Raw genomic sequence first — 14,403 nt, 5'->3', positions numbered from 1 at the left:
GGAGCGGCACCGTCCACATGGGACGATGTCGCGATCTCGGTCTAGCGCCTGGTCAGCAGCACCGGGACGGCGCTGTAGTCGTTGCCGATGAACGACGGCTGCCGCCGCAGCTCCGAGGGTTCGACGGCGAGTTCGACGTCGAAGCGGTCGAAGAGGCGCCGCAGCGCGACGGTCGCCTCCAGCCGCGCCAGCGGGGCGCCCATGCAGTAGTGGATGCCGTGACCGAAGGCGAGGTGCGCCTTGTCGGTGCGGTCGAGGTCCCACTCGTCGCGGCGGTCGTGCGCCGAAGGGTCGCGGCCGGCGGCGCCGAAGCCGATGAGGATGAGCTCACCGGTCCTGATGAGGGTTCCGTCGGGGAGGGTGATGTCCTCCAGCGCGTAGCGCGCCGGGATGTGCATGATCGGCGCGTCCCGCCGCAGGGACTCCTCGATCACGTCGTTCCAGCGGTCCTCGGCCCGGGTGGTAGCCAGGTGCTCCGGGTGCGTGAGCAGCGCGACCGTGGAGTGGTCGATGAGGCTCACGGCGGTCTCGGACCCGGCGCCGACCATGAGGATCAGCGTCGCCACCAGTTCCTGCTCGGTGAGGCGGTCGCCGTCGTCGTGGATGTCCAGCAGCTGCGTGGTCATGTCGTCGCCGGGTTCTTCGCGCTTGGCGGCGATGAGGTCGATGATCGCCTTGACCATCGCGTAGTTGTTGGCCGCGGCCTCCTCGGCGGACATGGAGGTGTCGATGGCCGCCTCCATGACCTGGGCCATCAGGTCCCGGTGCTCCTTGGGCACGCCGAGGAGGTCGCAGATGACCGTGATGGGGATCTTGTAGGAGAAGGTGGCGCGCAGGTCGACCGGCTCACCTTGCGGGGCCGTGGTGAGCGCGTCGAGGAGGCCGTCGACGATGGCCGTCACCGACGGGCGCAGCGCCTCGACGCGGCGCTGTGTGAACGCCGGGCTGATGAGCTTGCGCAGCCGGGTGTGGTCGGTCCCGGAGGCGTTGAACATCGACGCCGGCGTCCAGGGCATCATCCACGGCGGCTGGGTCTCGTCGGTGAAGCCGGGCCAGCCCTTGCGGGGGTCGCGGGTGACCCTCGGGTCGGTGACGAGGGACTTGATCATGGGGGTCGAGGTGACCGACCAGGCGGTTAAACCGCCGGGCAATGCCACGCGGGTGGCGTCGCCGCCCGCGCGCAGCTCGTCGGTCTGCCGGTACAGCCGTCTTCCGGTGGAATCCATGACGACCAGTGCCGGGGAGGGGTGGCTCACTTGGTGCTCCTTACCGGGGTGGGGAAGTTGCCGTCGCGGGAGTGAACGCGACGTTCAAATGCGCGGGGCACTGGTGGAAGAGCCCCGGCATGTTCGGTACGCGGCCCTTGTCGGCGAGCCGAACGTCCCAGAGGTGTTCGAGGACGGCCGTGATCGCCTCCTGGGTGATGATCGCGGCATGGACCGGCGCCGGGCAGCGGTGGTCGCCGGCGGAGAAGGCCAGGTGCGCGCGCGAGTCGTAGGAGACGTTCGAGGGCAGCGCCGGGTCGGTGTTGACCGCGTGGTGGCTGATCAGCACCGGTACGCCCCTGGGGATGGGGACGCCGTTGAGGCGGGTGTCGGCGACGGCGAAGTGGAAGCTGAACGTCGACAGCGGACTGGCCTCCCACAGCGCCTTCTCCATCGCGCGGCGGACGCTGACGGCTCCGGCGGTGAGGTCGCCGCTGTAGTCGTCGTCGGTCAGGAGCAGCCGCAGGGCCTGCACGATCCACGTGGAGGTGGGCACGTGGCCGGCGCCGACGAGGGTGTAGAGGCTGGAGACGACCTCCTCGAAGGTCAGCTCGTTGGCGTGCGCGATCATCCAGCTGGCCAGGTCGTCGCCGGGCTGTTCGCGCTTGAGGGCGACGATCCCGGCCAGGATCCCGCCGAACTCCTCGCTGCCCTGCGCGGCGTCCGGCCCCGCCCCGATGACCTTGGCACAGGCGTCGACGATCTGCGCGCTCACCTCCGGCGAGCAGCCCAGCAACTCGGTGAAGACGAGCAGCGGGACGCTCATCGCGTACTCGGCGACGAGCTCGGCGCGGCCCTTGCCGTTGAGGCCGGCGATGATGCTCAGCGCCGCCTCGCGGGTGATCTCCTTCAGGCGCCACGCGCGCACCCGCGACATGCAGTCCTCGATGGCGGTACGCAGGCGCGCGTGCTCGGCGCCGTCGGCGTAGAGGAGGCTCGGCCGCCACCCCAGGATGCCCAGCAGCGGACTGTCCGGCGGCACCCGTCCCTCGTTCAGCGCCGCCCAGTTGCGGGTGTCGCGGGTGTAGACGCCCGGAGGGCTCGACAGCAGCTCGACGGCCGCGGGATGGCTGGTGACGACCAGGCCGTGAACGCCGGGCGACAGCTCCGCCCACGCCACCGGACCGGCGGCGCGCAGCGCGTTGTAGGCCGTGTTCGGATCGACCGTGAAGGAGTCCCCGAATAGTTGCGGCAAAGAGGTGGCGGTCTCGTTCATGCGTGGGAAGGCTCCGGTCGGGATGCTTCGCTGCGGGCCAGGAGGTGGCGGACCAGGGAGATCAGCGGCAGTTTCGCCGAGTCGCGCCGCCGGGCGTCGCAGACGACCAGCGGCGTGTCCTCGTCGAGCTGGAAGGCCTGCCGCAGCTCGTCCTCGCTGTAGGCGGGGGCGCCGTCGAAGGTGTTGACGGTGATCACATAGGGGACGCCGGCGTGTTCGAGCCGGTCGATGTGGTCGAAGCTCGCCTCGATCCGGCGGGTGTCGGCCAGGACGATGCCGCCGAGCGCGCCGAGCATCAGGTCGTCGACGAAGCTGCGGAAGCGCGGCTGCCCGGGCGCCCCGAACAGGTACAGGGCGACGTCGTCGCCGATGGTCAGGCGCCCGAAGTCCATCGCGACCGTGGTGGTCGTCTTGTCGGGCAGATCGGCGAGGTCGTCGACCTCCTGCCCGTACTGGGTCATGGTCTCCTCCGTCGACAGTGGACGGATCTCGGAGACGCTGTTGATGAGCGTCGTCTTGCCGACCCCGAACGGGCCCAGGACGATGATCTTCACGCTCTGGGTGACGCTGGTCGGCAGATGTCGGACGTCAGAGCTCATGGAGGGCACTGAGGATCCTCTCCAGCAGTTCGCAATCGTTGCGCTGCTCCGGCGGGGCGGGGGTGCGCGCCAGCACGTGTCCGCTGGCGACGAGATCGGCGGCGATGACCTTCACGATGGGGACCGGCATGCGCAGGTGCGCACTGATCTCGGCCAGCGCCAGCACGCCCGGTGCCAGCAGGTCCATCACCCGGCTGGCCGTCATCGAGAGCCCACCGCGCTCGATGTTGGTGTCGGGGTACAGGAGCGTGCTCTCGTCGAGACTCGATCGCACGGGCCTGGCCTGGCCGTCGGTCGGGGTGTGCGACCGGACCAGTCCGGCACGGCTGCGGCGCACGGGCGTCATGGCTTCAGACCCTTTCGTATGTACTCGGGTTCGGATTCCCTGTCGTGCCGCGCGCCCGCTCGGGCGCACCGAGGTGCTCGTTCATCGCCTTGATGACACCGACCGCCGTGTGCGTCACCACGACGATCTGGTCGCTGGTCAGCCCGGCCGCGACGGACACCGCGAGGTAGGTGTTCGCCGCGGCGGTCAGCACCATGACGGTGTGCTCGCCGAAGTCGACGATCGTGCGCCGCCAGGCGAGGTGGTCGGTGCCGCAGAAGTCGCCGAGCCCTCGTGAGAGCGACCCGATCCCGGTGAGACCGGCCGCGGCCCGTTCGGCGTCGGCGCGGTCGATGCCCGAGGACTTCGCCTTCAGGAGTCCGTCGCCGGTGAACAAGACGGCGTGCAGGCAGCCGTTCTCCTGGGTGATGTGGTCGAGCTGTCGGCCCATCTCGGCATCGACGTGCTGCTGAGCGGTCACTTCGGCTCTCCTTCTTCGGTGTCGTTGAATGCTCGCGAGAAATTGGCCAGTCCGGCCGCCGCCTCGTCGGGATCGAAGGCGACGGGCGCGACGCTGCGTTCGGGCGGTGCGGGCATGGGCGAGGGTCTGGAGCCGCGCTGGCGGACGGGCAGACCCGAGACGGTCCGCTCCGACTCCGACTCCGGCACGGGGGCGGGCCGCGGGGACGGCACGGGCAGCTGCCCGGTGTCGCGGCGCATGGGCGGGTTCGCCAGCCGCGCGGCGCTGGGCTCGGCACCGCCGGCGTCGGCCGCATTCGCCGCGCCGGTCGAGATGTCGTCGCGGGAGATGAGCATGACCACCCTGGTTCCGCCGAATGCCGAGGGGCCGGCGATTTCGGCGCGGAATCCGTATCGGCGGCACAATGCGCCGACGATGTGGAATCCGACCTGACCGCCGTCGCCGAGTGTCGTGATGTCGACGGTGACCTCGCTGCTCATCAGTGCATTGGCCTGATCGCGCTGGCGGGTGTTCATTCCGATCCCGGCGTCGTCGACGACGATCGCGTATCCGGTCGCGGCGTCCTGGACTTTCACGTCGACGGGCCGCGCGGAATGCTTGGCGGCATTGTCGAGCAGTTCGGTCAACGCGACCACCAGCGGTTCCACGATTCTTCCGTGGACCCACACGTCGGCGGCGGTATTGCTGTAGAGGTGCTTGATGCTGGTGTGCGTCTCGACGCGTCCGCGGGCGGCTTCGACGACGTCGCCGATGGGGCTGGTGTCGCGCTGCACACCGGGCCAGGCGCCGGCCAGGATCAGGCCGCGCTGCACGGCGTGGCGGGCGGTGCTGGCCAGCGAGTCCAGTCTCATCAGGGACTCCACCACCGCGGGGTCGTGGTGCTGCTCCATCTCGGCGAGGATTCCGGCGCTCAGCCGCGTCATCCGGACCAGCGGTTCGTCGAGGAGGTGCTCGACGACCACGCGGGCCGAGCCGCTCACGTCGCGCCGCATGACCTCGAAGCCCTTGCCGATCCCGTCGAGGACCTGCTGGTAGGACTCGTCGAGGGCCGAGCCCTCGAATGTGGGCCGGGAAAGGCCCGGGACGTTCACTCCCGGCGTGTTGCGGGCCTGGATCTCGACGCAGGCGGGAACGCGCACATCAGCGAGGTAACGGGCCTCGTTGACATAGGCGAGGTTGTAGGAGCGGGCCTTTTCGACCTCGCCGACGGCCGCCTCATAGCGTGCTCGCTCGGCCTCGATCGCTCTCTTGTTCACTGTTCTTTGACGCAGGAGGAAGAAAGAGAACACCGTCGCCGTAACGACGATGCCGATTACCCAAGCGGTTTCAGGCACAACTGTCCTTCATCGTGGTCGTTCTCGTCATGGAGATGCGCACGGTCGATCAGCCGAGTTCTCGGGGGACTCCACACTGGGGGATGTCGCCCCAACTGGGCGCGGGGGGATCGTAACACGTCGATATGATGATCAAAGCGCCATAGGTGGACGAAGGCGACCGGCCGTGCCGATCCGGCGGTAAGTTCCCACTTCATCGCCCTGATACGCGAAACCCGTGGTGTACAAGGGATCCCGCAGCCCCTGCGGGCATCTTCCCAGAAGCCCGGAAACTTGTGAACCGCTCGGGGCCGTCCACATTGGACTGTCGAACGCCGTTTTCCCGCGAACCCTTCAGCGAACGGGGGATATGACGCAGAGTGACCGTCATTGGTGACCGTGATCACAGGGATTCGAGACGTCACCTGCGGCCCGTGCGCCCGCTGAAAGGGCCCGGAGGTGACCGGAAGCCACTGCGGGGAAGCCGAACGGCGCAGTGTTGAATTATCGCTTTGATCCTTGGCAGCAAAGGGGACGAGGCCGCGATGACCGACGAGAGTCACCGATTGGTGCTCAAGGACCACGCCGGCTTCGCCGCGCTCGCCGAGTGCGCCGAGACGCACGGCTGGACCTCACTGGGGATGCTCGAACGCGATCCCGGGCAGCGCGTCTACCGGGAACTCGCCTGGTCGGCCGGTGACGACATGACCGTCCACTACGTCGAGGACGAGTTCGTCGACGAGCGCTTCGTCTTCGCCAAGGGAGGCACCGCCGAGGCGCGCGAGACGGCGCTGTCCGGCGTCGCCGGGACCGTGGCCGTCTGGTCCCTCGACGACCTCATGTACGAGGTGTCGGCGGCGGCCTACCCGGCCGGGCGGGCGCGGGCGGTCATGCGCCTCGGCGTCGGTTCGCCGGCGCGAGCGGTCGAGGGTGTCCTCACCCGGATCGAGCGCGCCTCGCGCGACGCCGACCCGCGGGTCCGCAAGTGCGCCGTCTGGGCGATGGGCTACGCCGACTGGCCGGAGTACGGCCCTGTTCTCGACCGGGTCGCGGGCGATGACGTAGACCCGGGCATCGCCCACTCGGCCTCGCTGGTCCGCCAGGGTCTCGGCCTGAGCTGAACCCGACTCCGGCGGGCCGGTCCTCCGCACGGGAGAAACGGCCCGCCGTCCCTCACACCCCGCGCGGGCGTCCGGCCTCGCGCAAGGCCGCCCACGCGTCGGCGACCGGTCCCAGGTGCCCGAGCTTGTCGGGGTTGGTGACCGTGCGGATCGTCTGGATCCGCCCGCCGAGGACGTCGAGCGCCCAGGCGCTCAGGACCTTCCCCTCGCGGTCGCGGAGGATCGCGCCCGGCTGCCCGTTCACCTCGCACCTGTCCACGACCCCGGCGATCCGCGCGAACGGCGGGGTGAATGCCACGAGCAGGCGGGCCACGTTCTCGACGCCGACGGCCGCCTTCGAAGCCTGCGGAGCCTTCCCGCCCGCGTCACCGACGATGGTCACGTCGGCGGCGAGGAGTTCCCGCAGCCCGTCGACGTCGCCCTCCTTGAAGGCGTCGAAGAAGCGGCCGGCGAGTGCTTCGCGCTCACGCCGGTCGGCCTCGAAGCGGGGGCGCCCGCCGTCCATGTGGCGCCGGGCCCGCACCGCGAGCTGCCGGCACGCCTCCTCCGAGCGGCCCACCGTCGAGGCGACCTCACCGAAGTCGAAGGCGAACACCTCTCGCAGCACGAAGACCGCGCGTTCGAGCGGGCTGAGCCGCTCCAACAGGAGCAGCGCGGCCATCGAGACCGAGTCGGCCAGCTCCGCCGAACGCTCCGGATCCTCGTAGGGATCGGTGAGCAGCGGTTCGGGCAACCAAGGTCCGACGTACTCCTCGCGCCGCATCCGTGCCGAGCGCAGCACGTCGATGGAGATCCGGGTGACCACCGCCGAGAGGAACGCCTTGGCCGAGACGGGCCGCGTCGTTGACGCCGCCCAGCGCAGCCAGGTCTCCTGGACGGCGTCCTCGGCCTCGCCGACGCTGCCGAGGAGCCGGTAGGCGATCGTGAACAGCAGCGGCCGCAGCTCCCAGAACTCCTCGGTGCGCGACGAGCCCGGGGGCGTCACCAGGGCTCCGTCCCGGCCTCGCCGAAGAACCCGCCGGTGGGCCCGCCGGAGTCGAGCGTCGCGTAGCGGACGAGCACCGCCGCGCCCTGCGCCGGGGTGAGGAACCCGGTGTTGCCGTTGATCTCGGTGTCGACGTACCCGGGCGCTACGGCGTTGACGAGGATTCCGTCCCCGCGCAGCTCGTTGGCGTACTGGACGGTCAGCGCGTTCAGCGCGGCCTTGGAAGGCGTGTACGCGGCCGAGGCCGGCAGCGTCGAGAGCGGCCCCGCCGGGTCGGCGGCGAGCGCCGTCGAGGCCGCTCCGCTGCTGACGTTGACGATCCGGGCCACGGGGGACCTCCGCAACAGCGGCAGCATCGCGTTGGTGACCGCGACGACGCCGAACACGTTGGTCTCGAACACCGTGCGGACCATGTCCAGGTCGACGGTGCTGGGGATCTGGTCGAGGGCCTCGACGGGCGAGACGTTCCCCGAGCCGGTGATCCCGGCGTTGTTGATCAGCACGTCGAGGCGGCCGAAGCGCTCCTCGACGAACTCGGCCGCCGCCCGCACGCTCGACGCGTCGGTGACGTCCAGTGTGACGGCGTGGGCGTTCGCGCCCGCCGCGCGCAGCGCCGCCGCGGCCTCCTCGCCGCGTCGGGCGTCCCTGGCGCCGATGAGGACGGTCATGCCGAGCTCGCCCAGCCGCTCGGCGGCCGCGCGGCCGATTCCCTTGTTCGCCCCGGTGACCAGTGCGATCTCGCGGTGCGTGTTCTGCTCGCTCACGTGTGGGCTCCCTGCGGTCGAATGCTGTCCGGACTGTCGAAGGACTCGCCTTCGACACTCGAGACGAGACAGCCCGCCGGACAGTGACATCGGCGCGTGTGACGCGCGTCCATCAGACCTGCTGTGTGTTCCAGAACAGATCGCCTCCGGGCCAGTCGGCGAGCGCGGCGCGCACCGGCAGGACCATCGCGGGCACCTCGATGCGTTCGACGGCCGGGTTCCAGGGGTCGAACGCCAGCGTCGAGGAGACGCCGGGCCGGGGGTGCCAGCCGCAGGCGGTGTAGAAGCCGCTGAGCCGCGGCGCGCACAGCAGGAGACCGAAGGGGACGGCCAGTTCGCCGAGCAGCGCGGCGGTGCGGGCCATCAGCTCGCGGCCGTGCCCGCCGCCGGCCAGGTCGGCGCGCACGCCCACAAGGCCGACGACGGCGACGAGCTGGTCGACGCGCTCGCCTTCGCTACCCGCCTGGATGAAACGGCGGACGACGCCGGCGTGCGCGGCGATGCCCGAGTCGTCGCCGCCGATGACGCGCGCCTCCGGGCGCGCCCCCAGCCAGCTGCGGGTGCCGGTGAAGCGGCCGGGGTATTCGGGGTAGACGCCGTCGAGCATCGTGGCGAGGGCCGTGTGGTCGTGGGGGAGGAGCTCGCCTTCGCGTCGGGCGCACCAGTGGAGAGTCATGGGGCCATGATCGCAATACCGCGTGGGCTCACACGACCGCGCGAGGGAGCGCCTCGATCGCGCGCAGGACGTCGTCCACATTGACCAGGCCGCTGCGCTCCCGGCCGGCCAGGCTCGCCTCGATGGCACCGCGGATCCACGCCGAGGGTGACACGCCCGCCGCGTCGGCCGCGTCGGCGATCGCCCGGTCGATCGCACGGGGCACCCGGACGGTCTTGACCACCATCGCGTCGGAGTCCGCGGGCGCCGGCGGATCGACGAGGTCGAGCGCGTCGGTCAACGCGATGCCGTCGGTGGAGGCGAACTCCAGGTCCGCCGTCTCCCCGGTCATGCCGGCGCTCCGAACCGCCGCACGAAGCGATGCTGCCAGGGCATCTCGACGGCCTTTCGGTGAAAGCCGGCCCGCACGAACGCGACCGCCTCACCCGCCGGAACGCCGTCCAGGACCGCCAGGCACGCCAAGGCCAGGCCGGTGCGCCCGCGCCCGCCGCCGCAGGCGACCTCGACCCGCTGCGAACCCGCGCGCTCCAGGGCCTCGCCCAGTACCGCGCGCGCCTCCGCGCGGTCGGGGGTCCAGAAGTCGCGGCAACGCAGCCACCGCGAGTCCCACGCTGTTTCGTCGAGGGCCTCACCGAGCAGGTAGACGCCGAAGGACGGCTCCAGCCCTTCCGGCGGCGGGCCATGGCGCAGCCCTCGTCCGCGAACCGACCGGCCCGAAGGCAGCCGCAGCACGCCGGGCGTGCCCGCATTCCACGTCTCCACACTCATCCGAGCCTCCGCGTCGCCGGGGTTTCGAGCTGAGTGTAATACGTTTCGTATACGCCTCGATCATCGCTAGGAGCCTTCACCCGCCAGCGCGCCGAGGCCCACGCGGCGCAGGCCGCGGATCGCCGGGACCGCCAGCATGGCCAGGCAGCAGGCGAGACCGACGGCGGTACCGAAGCCCAGCACGGCCTCGGCGCCGACGAGTGCCGCCATCGGGCCGGCGAGGGCCTGGCCGATGGGGATGGAGCCGACGGAGCCGGCCACCTCGTATGCGGTCACGCGGTTGAGCACCTCGGGGGCGACCTGGGTCTGCACACTCGTCGACCACATCACCGACCAGAACGCCCACGAGGCGCCGCCGAGGATGTGCAGGGCCACCAGGCCCCCGAAAGGCGCGTGGACGGCGTAGCCGAGCGGCATCAGCGCGAAGCCGACCAGGGCGACGGCCCCGGCGCGCAACGGCCGCGCCGGCTTGTAGCGCATGGCGATCAGGCCGCCGAGGATCGTTCCGGCGCCCATCGCCGACATGACCCACCCGTAGGCGGTCTGGCCGAGCCGGTCGGTGACCAGGGTCGAACCGAGCGGGTAGAGCGGGGCGAAGGTGAGCATCGCCATCGCGGAGAAGATCGAGATCACGCCCCACATCCAGGCGCGTGAGCGAAACTCGCACCAGCCTTCCTTGAGGTTGCGCAGCATCGATGCCCCCCGGGCGACGACCGGTTCGGCGCCCAGTCGCAGGGCCAGCAGGCACACCGCGCTGACGGCGAAGGTGGCGGCGTTGACGGCGTAGACCACTCCCGCGCTGATCGCGGCGACCAGGATCGCCGACAGGGCCGGTCCGGCGAGCTGGGCGATGGCGTCGGCGACGCGGAGGGTGGCGTTGGCGCGCTGGGGGTCGCTCGCCACGCGGCGCACCATGCTGTTGACGCCCGGCTGGAACATCGCCGCCGCGGCCCCGGCGATCGCCGACATCGCCACCAGCAGCCACAGCGAGGGGTCGCCGGAGAACAGGGCGACGGCGACCACCGACTGCGTCACGACGCGCGCGAGGTCGGCCCCGATCATCATCTTGCGGGCCGTGAAGCGGTCGGCGAACACGCCGCCGAACAGGATCAGCAGCGCGAAGGGCACCATGAACGCGGCGAGCACCAGACCGACGCCGGTAGGGCCGAAACCGGCGCCCCCGACGGCCAGCGCGACGGCGACGGGGAGCATGCCGTCCCCGAGGAGCGCGATGGAGCGGGCCGTGAAGTAGAGGCTGAAATTGCGGGTCCAGAGGGCGCTGGGGGTGCGCGGCTGGGCGAGGGCGACCACTGCCGCTCCTTCCGGGTAAGGGGCTCAATGGATAGCCTTCCTTACAATTAGGGAGGCGGCAAGAGGACGTGGATCACACCCGCCGCTCCTCCGAGCGGTGACAGCCGACTCGTCTCGACATGGCGGTCCCGTCGGCGGGGTATCGGACGAAGACCACCCGCGACCCGCGGGCGGACCGATGCCGAAGCGGAGATGAGGAACCGATGAGTGATCCGGAGCGAGACGCCGGGGGCCGACGCATGCTGGCCGACCTGCTCGCGGCCAGCCACCTGATGCCCTTGGAGCTCCTGCCCGCGCGCACCGAGGAGACCGCCGCGCACGCCGGCTTCTCGCAGGTCCTGATCTATCTCGGCGACCTCCAGCGTCGAGTGCTGCGCCTGGTCACCGGCATCGGGGTGGCGGAGGAGGAGCACGCCTCCGAGATCGCCGTCGAGGCGACCCTGCCCGGCCGCGCCTACCAACTCGGCCAGATCGTGGAGGCCAAGCCCTGCGACGGGGCGGGCCACCACTGGTGGGTGCCGCTCATCGACGGCACCGAGCGGCTCGGCCTGCTGCGCATCTGCTCCGAGCACAACGACGAGCGGGCCTATGAGGACGCCGACAGGCTCGCCGCGCTGGTGGCTTTGATCGTCGTCAGCAAGCGCGACAGCAGTGACTCCCTGGCCCGGTTGATCCGCACCGAGCCGATGAACGTGGCCGCCGAGATGCAGTGGCGCTTGACGAACGCGCGCAGCTACGCCGACGGCCGCGTCGTGGTCGCCGCCTCCATGGAGCCGGCGTACCGGATCAGCGGGGACGCCTTCGATTACGGAACCGACGGCCCCTTCGTCCACCTGTCGGTATTCGACGCGATGGGGCATGACACGGCCGCCGGACTCACCGCCAACCTCGCCGTTGCCACCTGCCGCAACGCCCGCCGCCAGGGTGCCGACCTTCTCGACATGGGGCAGGCGGTCGAGGACGCGCTGATCGAGCAGTACCAGCACCAGCGCTACGCCACCGGTGTCCTTGCCACCCTCGACACCCGTAGCGGGGAACTGAGCTGGGTCAACCGCGGCCACCCGCCGCCCATGCTCATCCGCGACTCGCGCTGGAACACCGACCTTGAGTGCGCGCCCATGCACCCCATGGGCACCGGTCTCGGTGTGAAGAACCCTGTGTGCACGACGCAACTGGAGCCCGGGGACCGCGTGGTGCTCTACACCGACGGCATCACCGACGCCCGCAACGCCGAGGGGACCGCCTTCGGTCGCGAGCGCTTCGGCGAGATCCTCATCCGCCACCACGCCGACCGGCTGCCCGTTCCCGAGACGCTGCGCCGCCTCAGTGAGACCTTCCTGGACCACCACGACGGGCGGCTGCGCGACGACGCGACGATCCTGCTGTGCGAATGGCTCGGCCCGTCGCTCACCGCGACCGACCACGCCGCCGCCCTTACAGCCGTCACCGACCCCAACCCGGCGACGCAACCGGACGGCGACCACCCGCCGGCGCCGAGTCAGCACCGGCACAGCCGGCCGTGAGCGGCGCCCGTGCAGGGCGGGTCAGGCGGACGGCAGCGGCGCGGCAGCGGCCTCGTCCACGGTGTCGTACATCGGCAGGGCCCGGTCGAGCGCGTTCATGGTGATCAGACGGGCGATGTGATCCTGGGGCGCGGCGATGCGGATCTGGCCGGAGACGCTGCCCATGTGGCGGACGGCTCGCAGGAGGATGCCCAGCCCCGTGGAGTCGCAGAAGGCCACTTCGCTGAAGTCGAGCACGACGATCCCGCCGGGGGCGCCGTCGAGGAGGGCGAGGAACTCGGCCTCCTGCGCGCCGGACATGGCCACGTCGACCTCTCCCGCCAGAGTGATCACGCGGCAGTCGGAACGGTCGTCGGCGGCGAAGCCGACGCCGTGCTCGGGAAGGATCATAGGCCGACCCTAGACCCGCGACGCGAGTCTCACTCGCCGACCTCCCAGAGGGGCCGCCCCTCTGGTCGCGGGACAGTGCCCGGGGCGCTGTGAATCCGCGTGGATTCGTCGCCGGTGTCCTGATCGACCGCCGAGGCCGGTGACACCGGGGACCGGGTGCACGAGAAAAGGGCGCCGAAGCGCCCTCCACTACTAATTTATCTATCACACCCCCGCTGAGCAGGCACAACCGGGGTCTCTTCCGGTGGTCGGCCGTGTTGCAGAATCAGCGCTCGAACAGTCGATCCCGACGAAGATGGGTGCCATGACGATGCGTGTACTGCTGTCGACATTCGGATCACGCGGTGACGTCCAACCCGTGCTGGCGCTCGCGCTGCGCCTGCGGGAGTTGGGCGCCGACGTGCTGCTCTCCCTCCCGCCCGACTTCACCGACATGGTGGAGGCCCGCGAGATCCCCGCGCTGCCGATCGGCCCCTCGGTGCGGTCGTTCGTGGGCGGGGAGAAGCCGCCGACTCTCGACGACGCCCGCGCCATCGCCGCGACCCTCGTCGAGGCCCGCTTCACCACCCTCGCCGCGGCGGCGGAGGGCCGCGACGTCATCCTCGCCGCCGGGTTGATGCCCGCGGGGCTGCGCGAGGTCGCCGCGAACCTGGGCATCCCCTACGTCTACGCGGCCTACCAGGTCTTCGGTCTGCCGACGCGAAGCGGGAACAACGACTACGGCCTGCCCCCGGCGGCGGCCGAGGCCGTCAACGGCATGTACCGCGAGCCGCTCAACACTCGCCGGTCGAAGCTGGGCCTGCCGCCCGTCGACGACGTCCGCGCGCACGTCTTCACCGACCGTCCGTGGCTGGCCTGCGACCCGGTCTTGTGCCCGACCGACGACATCGCCCTCGACGTCGTGCAGACCGGCGCGTGGATCCTGCCCGACGAGCGTCCCCTGCCGCCCGGCCTGGAGGCTTTCCTGGACGCCGGCGAACCGCCGGTCTACGTCGGTTTCGGCAGCATGCCGATGCGCGCGCCGGCCGACCCCGCGCACGTGGCCGTCGAGGCCGCCCGCGCCCACGGCCGCCGCGTGGTCCTCGGCAGCGGCTGGGCCGACCTGACCGTAGTCGACGACCGGGACGACTGCTTCGCCGTCGGGGAGGTCAACCAGCAGGAGCTGTTCACCAGGGTCGCGGCCGTCGTGCACCACGGCGGCGCGGGCACCACGACCACCGCCGCCCGCGCCGGCGCGCCGCAGGTCGTGGTGCCGCAGATGGGCGACCAGCCCTACTTCGCCTCCCGGGTGGCCGCGCTCGGCGTCGGCGTCGCGCACGACGGCCCGGTCTTCGGCCTCGACTCCCTCTCCGGCGCGCTCGGCGCCGTCCTCGACCCGGAGACCGGGCGACGGGCCGCCGAGGTGGCCGGCCGGATCCGCTCCGACGGCGTCGACGCGGCCGCGCGCATGCTGTTCGAACTGGCGGGAAAGGAACCCGTCGGCTAGGGCCTGTCCTGTCGGTGCGAGGCCCGCAGCCCCGCGGTGATCCCCACTGGAAAGCCCTAGGGTGTGTCGTCAAAGGGTGGGTAGCCCATTGGTGGATGGCGGCGAGGGTGATGGCTGCCTGGTAGGACTGGTGGGTTTTGTCGTATCGGGTGGCGATGCCCCGCCACTGCTTCAACTGGT

General features: G+C 70.9%; 16 protein-coding genes. 3 read left to right on the top strand and 13 right to left on the bottom strand.

All coding sequences use genetic code 11. The features are described 5' to 3' along the window. Positions 1 to 41: 41 nt before the first annotated feature. The 6 genes from AB0I28_RS34835 to AB0I28_RS34810 are packed head-to-tail and all read right to left on the bottom strand — an operon-like array spanning position 42 to position 5,142. A complete protein-coding gene (locus AB0I28_RS34835) occupies positions 42 to 1,256 on the bottom strand; it encodes a cytochrome P450 (RefSeq protein ID WP_357499992.1) in 1,215 nt (404 codons plus the stop codon). A gap of 10 nt (positions 1,257 to 1,266) precedes the next feature. After that, entirely contained in the window at positions 1,267 to 2,481 is a 1,215-nt protein-coding gene (locus AB0I28_RS34830) for a hypothetical protein (RefSeq protein WP_357499991.1), read from the bottom strand. Next, positions 2,478 to 3,080 carry an ATP/GTP-binding protein gene (locus AB0I28_RS34825; RefSeq protein WP_357499990.1) on the bottom strand — a complete coding sequence of 201 codons (603 nt, stop codon included), beginning with the start codon at positions 3,078 to 3,080 and terminating at the stop codon, positions 2,478 to 2,480. The genes AB0I28_RS34830 and AB0I28_RS34825 overlap by 4 nt, the downstream gene beginning before the upstream one ends. Further along, a complete protein-coding gene (locus AB0I28_RS34820; protein ID WP_357499989.1) occupies positions 3,070 to 3,426 on the bottom strand; it encodes a DUF742 domain-containing protein in 357 nt (118 codons plus the stop codon). The genes AB0I28_RS34825 and AB0I28_RS34820 overlap by 11 nt, the downstream gene beginning before the upstream one ends. A 4-nt stretch (positions 3,427 to 3,430) precedes the next feature. Next, on the bottom strand, positions 3,431 to 3,886 hold the full coding sequence (locus tag AB0I28_RS34815) for a roadblock/LC7 domain-containing protein (protein WP_357499988.1): 456 nt from the start codon (positions 3,884 to 3,886) through the stop codon (positions 3,431 to 3,433). Next, entirely contained in the window at positions 3,883 to 5,142 is a 1,260-nt protein-coding gene (locus AB0I28_RS34810) for an ATP-binding protein (RefSeq protein ID WP_357499987.1), read from the bottom strand. The genes AB0I28_RS34815 and AB0I28_RS34810 overlap by 4 nt, the downstream gene beginning before the upstream one ends. 602 nt (positions 5,143 to 5,744) lie before the next feature. Between AB0I28_RS34810 and AB0I28_RS34805 the strand changes: the two genes are divergently transcribed. Beyond that, positions 5,745 to 6,320: a HEAT repeat domain-containing protein gene (locus tag AB0I28_RS34805; protein ID WP_357499986.1), complete on the top strand. Its 576-nt coding sequence runs from the start codon at positions 5,745 to 5,747 to the stop codon at positions 6,318 to 6,320. A 52-nt stretch (positions 6,321 to 6,372) separates the two neighbouring features. Here the strand turns inward: AB0I28_RS34805 and AB0I28_RS34800 are convergent, their stop codons facing one another. From AB0I28_RS34800 to AB0I28_RS34775, 6 genes are all read right to left on the bottom strand, one after another. Next, positions 6,373 to 7,305 (bottom strand): RNA polymerase sigma-70 factor, encoded by a 933-nt coding sequence (locus tag AB0I28_RS34800; protein WP_357499985.1) that lies wholly within the window; start codon positions 7,303 to 7,305, stop codon positions 6,373 to 6,375. Next, on the bottom strand, positions 7,302 to 8,069 hold the full coding sequence (locus tag AB0I28_RS34795) for an SDR family NAD(P)-dependent oxidoreductase (protein ID WP_357499984.1): 768 nt from the start codon (positions 8,067 to 8,069) through the stop codon (positions 7,302 to 7,304). The genes AB0I28_RS34800 and AB0I28_RS34795 overlap by 4 nt, the downstream gene beginning before the upstream one ends. A gap of 112 nt (positions 8,070 to 8,181) precedes the next feature. Next, a complete protein-coding gene (locus tag AB0I28_RS34790) occupies positions 8,182 to 8,745 on the bottom strand; it encodes a hypothetical protein (RefSeq protein WP_357499983.1) in 564 nt (187 codons plus the stop codon). A gap of 28 nt (positions 8,746 to 8,773) precedes the next feature. Then, on the bottom strand, positions 8,774 to 9,076 hold the full coding sequence (locus AB0I28_RS34785) for a hypothetical protein (protein ID WP_357499982.1): 303 nt from the start codon (positions 9,074 to 9,076) through the stop codon (positions 8,774 to 8,776). Next, complete coding sequence (locus AB0I28_RS34780) at positions 9,073 to 9,513, bottom strand: protein-tyrosine phosphatase family protein (RefSeq protein WP_357499981.1); 441 nt, start codon at positions 9,511 to 9,513, stop codon at positions 9,073 to 9,075. The genes AB0I28_RS34785 and AB0I28_RS34780 overlap by 4 nt, the downstream gene beginning before the upstream one ends. A gap of 66 nt (positions 9,514 to 9,579) precedes the next feature. After that, a complete protein-coding gene (locus AB0I28_RS34775; RefSeq protein ID WP_357499980.1) occupies positions 9,580 to 10,824 on the bottom strand; it encodes an MFS transporter in 1,245 nt (414 codons plus the stop codon). 203 nt (positions 10,825 to 11,027) lie between these two features. Between AB0I28_RS34775 and AB0I28_RS34770 the strand changes: the two genes are divergently transcribed. Next, positions 11,028 to 12,347, top strand: a complete 1,320-nt coding sequence (locus tag AB0I28_RS34770) for a PP2C family protein-serine/threonine phosphatase (protein WP_357499979.1) — start codon at positions 11,028 to 11,030, stop codon at positions 12,345 to 12,347. 21 nt (positions 12,348 to 12,368) lie between these two features. Here AB0I28_RS34770 and AB0I28_RS34765 read toward each other — a convergent pair whose 3' ends face one another. Further along, a complete protein-coding gene (locus AB0I28_RS34765; protein WP_357499978.1) occupies positions 12,369 to 12,737 on the bottom strand; it encodes an STAS domain-containing protein in 369 nt (122 codons plus the stop codon). 304 nt (positions 12,738 to 13,041) lie between these two features. Here AB0I28_RS34765 and AB0I28_RS34760 point away from each other — a divergent pair, with 304 nt between their 5' ends. Beyond that, positions 13,042 to 14,223 carry a glycosyltransferase gene (locus tag AB0I28_RS34760; protein WP_357499977.1) on the top strand — a complete coding sequence of 394 codons (1,182 nt, stop codon included), beginning with the start codon at positions 13,042 to 13,044 and terminating at the stop codon, positions 14,221 to 14,223. The last annotated feature ends 180 nt before the right edge of the window (positions 14,224 to 14,403 follow it).

The sequence above is a fragment of the Phytomonospora sp. NPDC050363 genome (genome assembly GCF_040655735.1).
Classification (GTDB): domain Bacteria; phylum Actinomycetota; class Actinomycetes; order Mycobacteriales; family Micromonosporaceae; genus Phytomonospora.
This window is presented reverse-complemented; position numbering and strand designations above follow the sequence as displayed.

Coding starts and splice junctions, on each gene's coding strand:
- AB0I28_RS34830 (WP_357499991.1), bottom strand. CDS start 2,481: ATGAACGAGACCGCCACCTCTTTGCCGCAACTATTCGGGGACTCCTTC.
- AB0I28_RS34825 (WP_357499990.1), bottom strand. CDS start 3,080: ATGAGCTCTGACGTCCGACATCTGCCGACCAGCGTCACCCAGAGCGTG.
- AB0I28_RS34820 (WP_357499989.1), bottom strand. CDS start 3,426: ATGACGCCCGTGCGCCGCAGCCGTGCCGGACTGGTCCGGTCGCACACC.
- AB0I28_RS34805 (WP_357499986.1), top strand. CDS start 5,745: ATGACCGACGAGAGTCACCGATTGGTGCTCAAGGACCACGCCGGCTTC.
- AB0I28_RS34790 (WP_357499983.1), bottom strand. CDS start 8,745: ATGACTCTCCACTGGTGCGCCCGACGCGAAGGCGAGCTCCTCCCCCAC.
- AB0I28_RS34785 (WP_357499982.1), bottom strand. CDS start 9,076: ATGACCGGGGAGACGGCGGACCTGGAGTTCGCCTCCACCGACGGCATC.
- AB0I28_RS34780 (WP_357499981.1), bottom strand. CDS start 9,513: ATGAGTGTGGAGACGTGGAATGCGGGCACGCCCGGCGTGCTGCGGCTG.
- AB0I28_RS34770 (WP_357499979.1), top strand. CDS start 11,028: ATGAGTGATCCGGAGCGAGACGCCGGGGGCCGACGCATGCTGGCCGAC.
- AB0I28_RS34765 (WP_357499978.1), bottom strand. CDS start 12,737: ATGATCCTTCCCGAGCACGGCGTCGGCTTCGCCGCCGACGACCGTTCC.
- AB0I28_RS34760 (WP_357499977.1), top strand. CDS start 13,042: ATGACGATGCGTGTACTGCTGTCGACATTCGGATCACGCGGTGACGTC.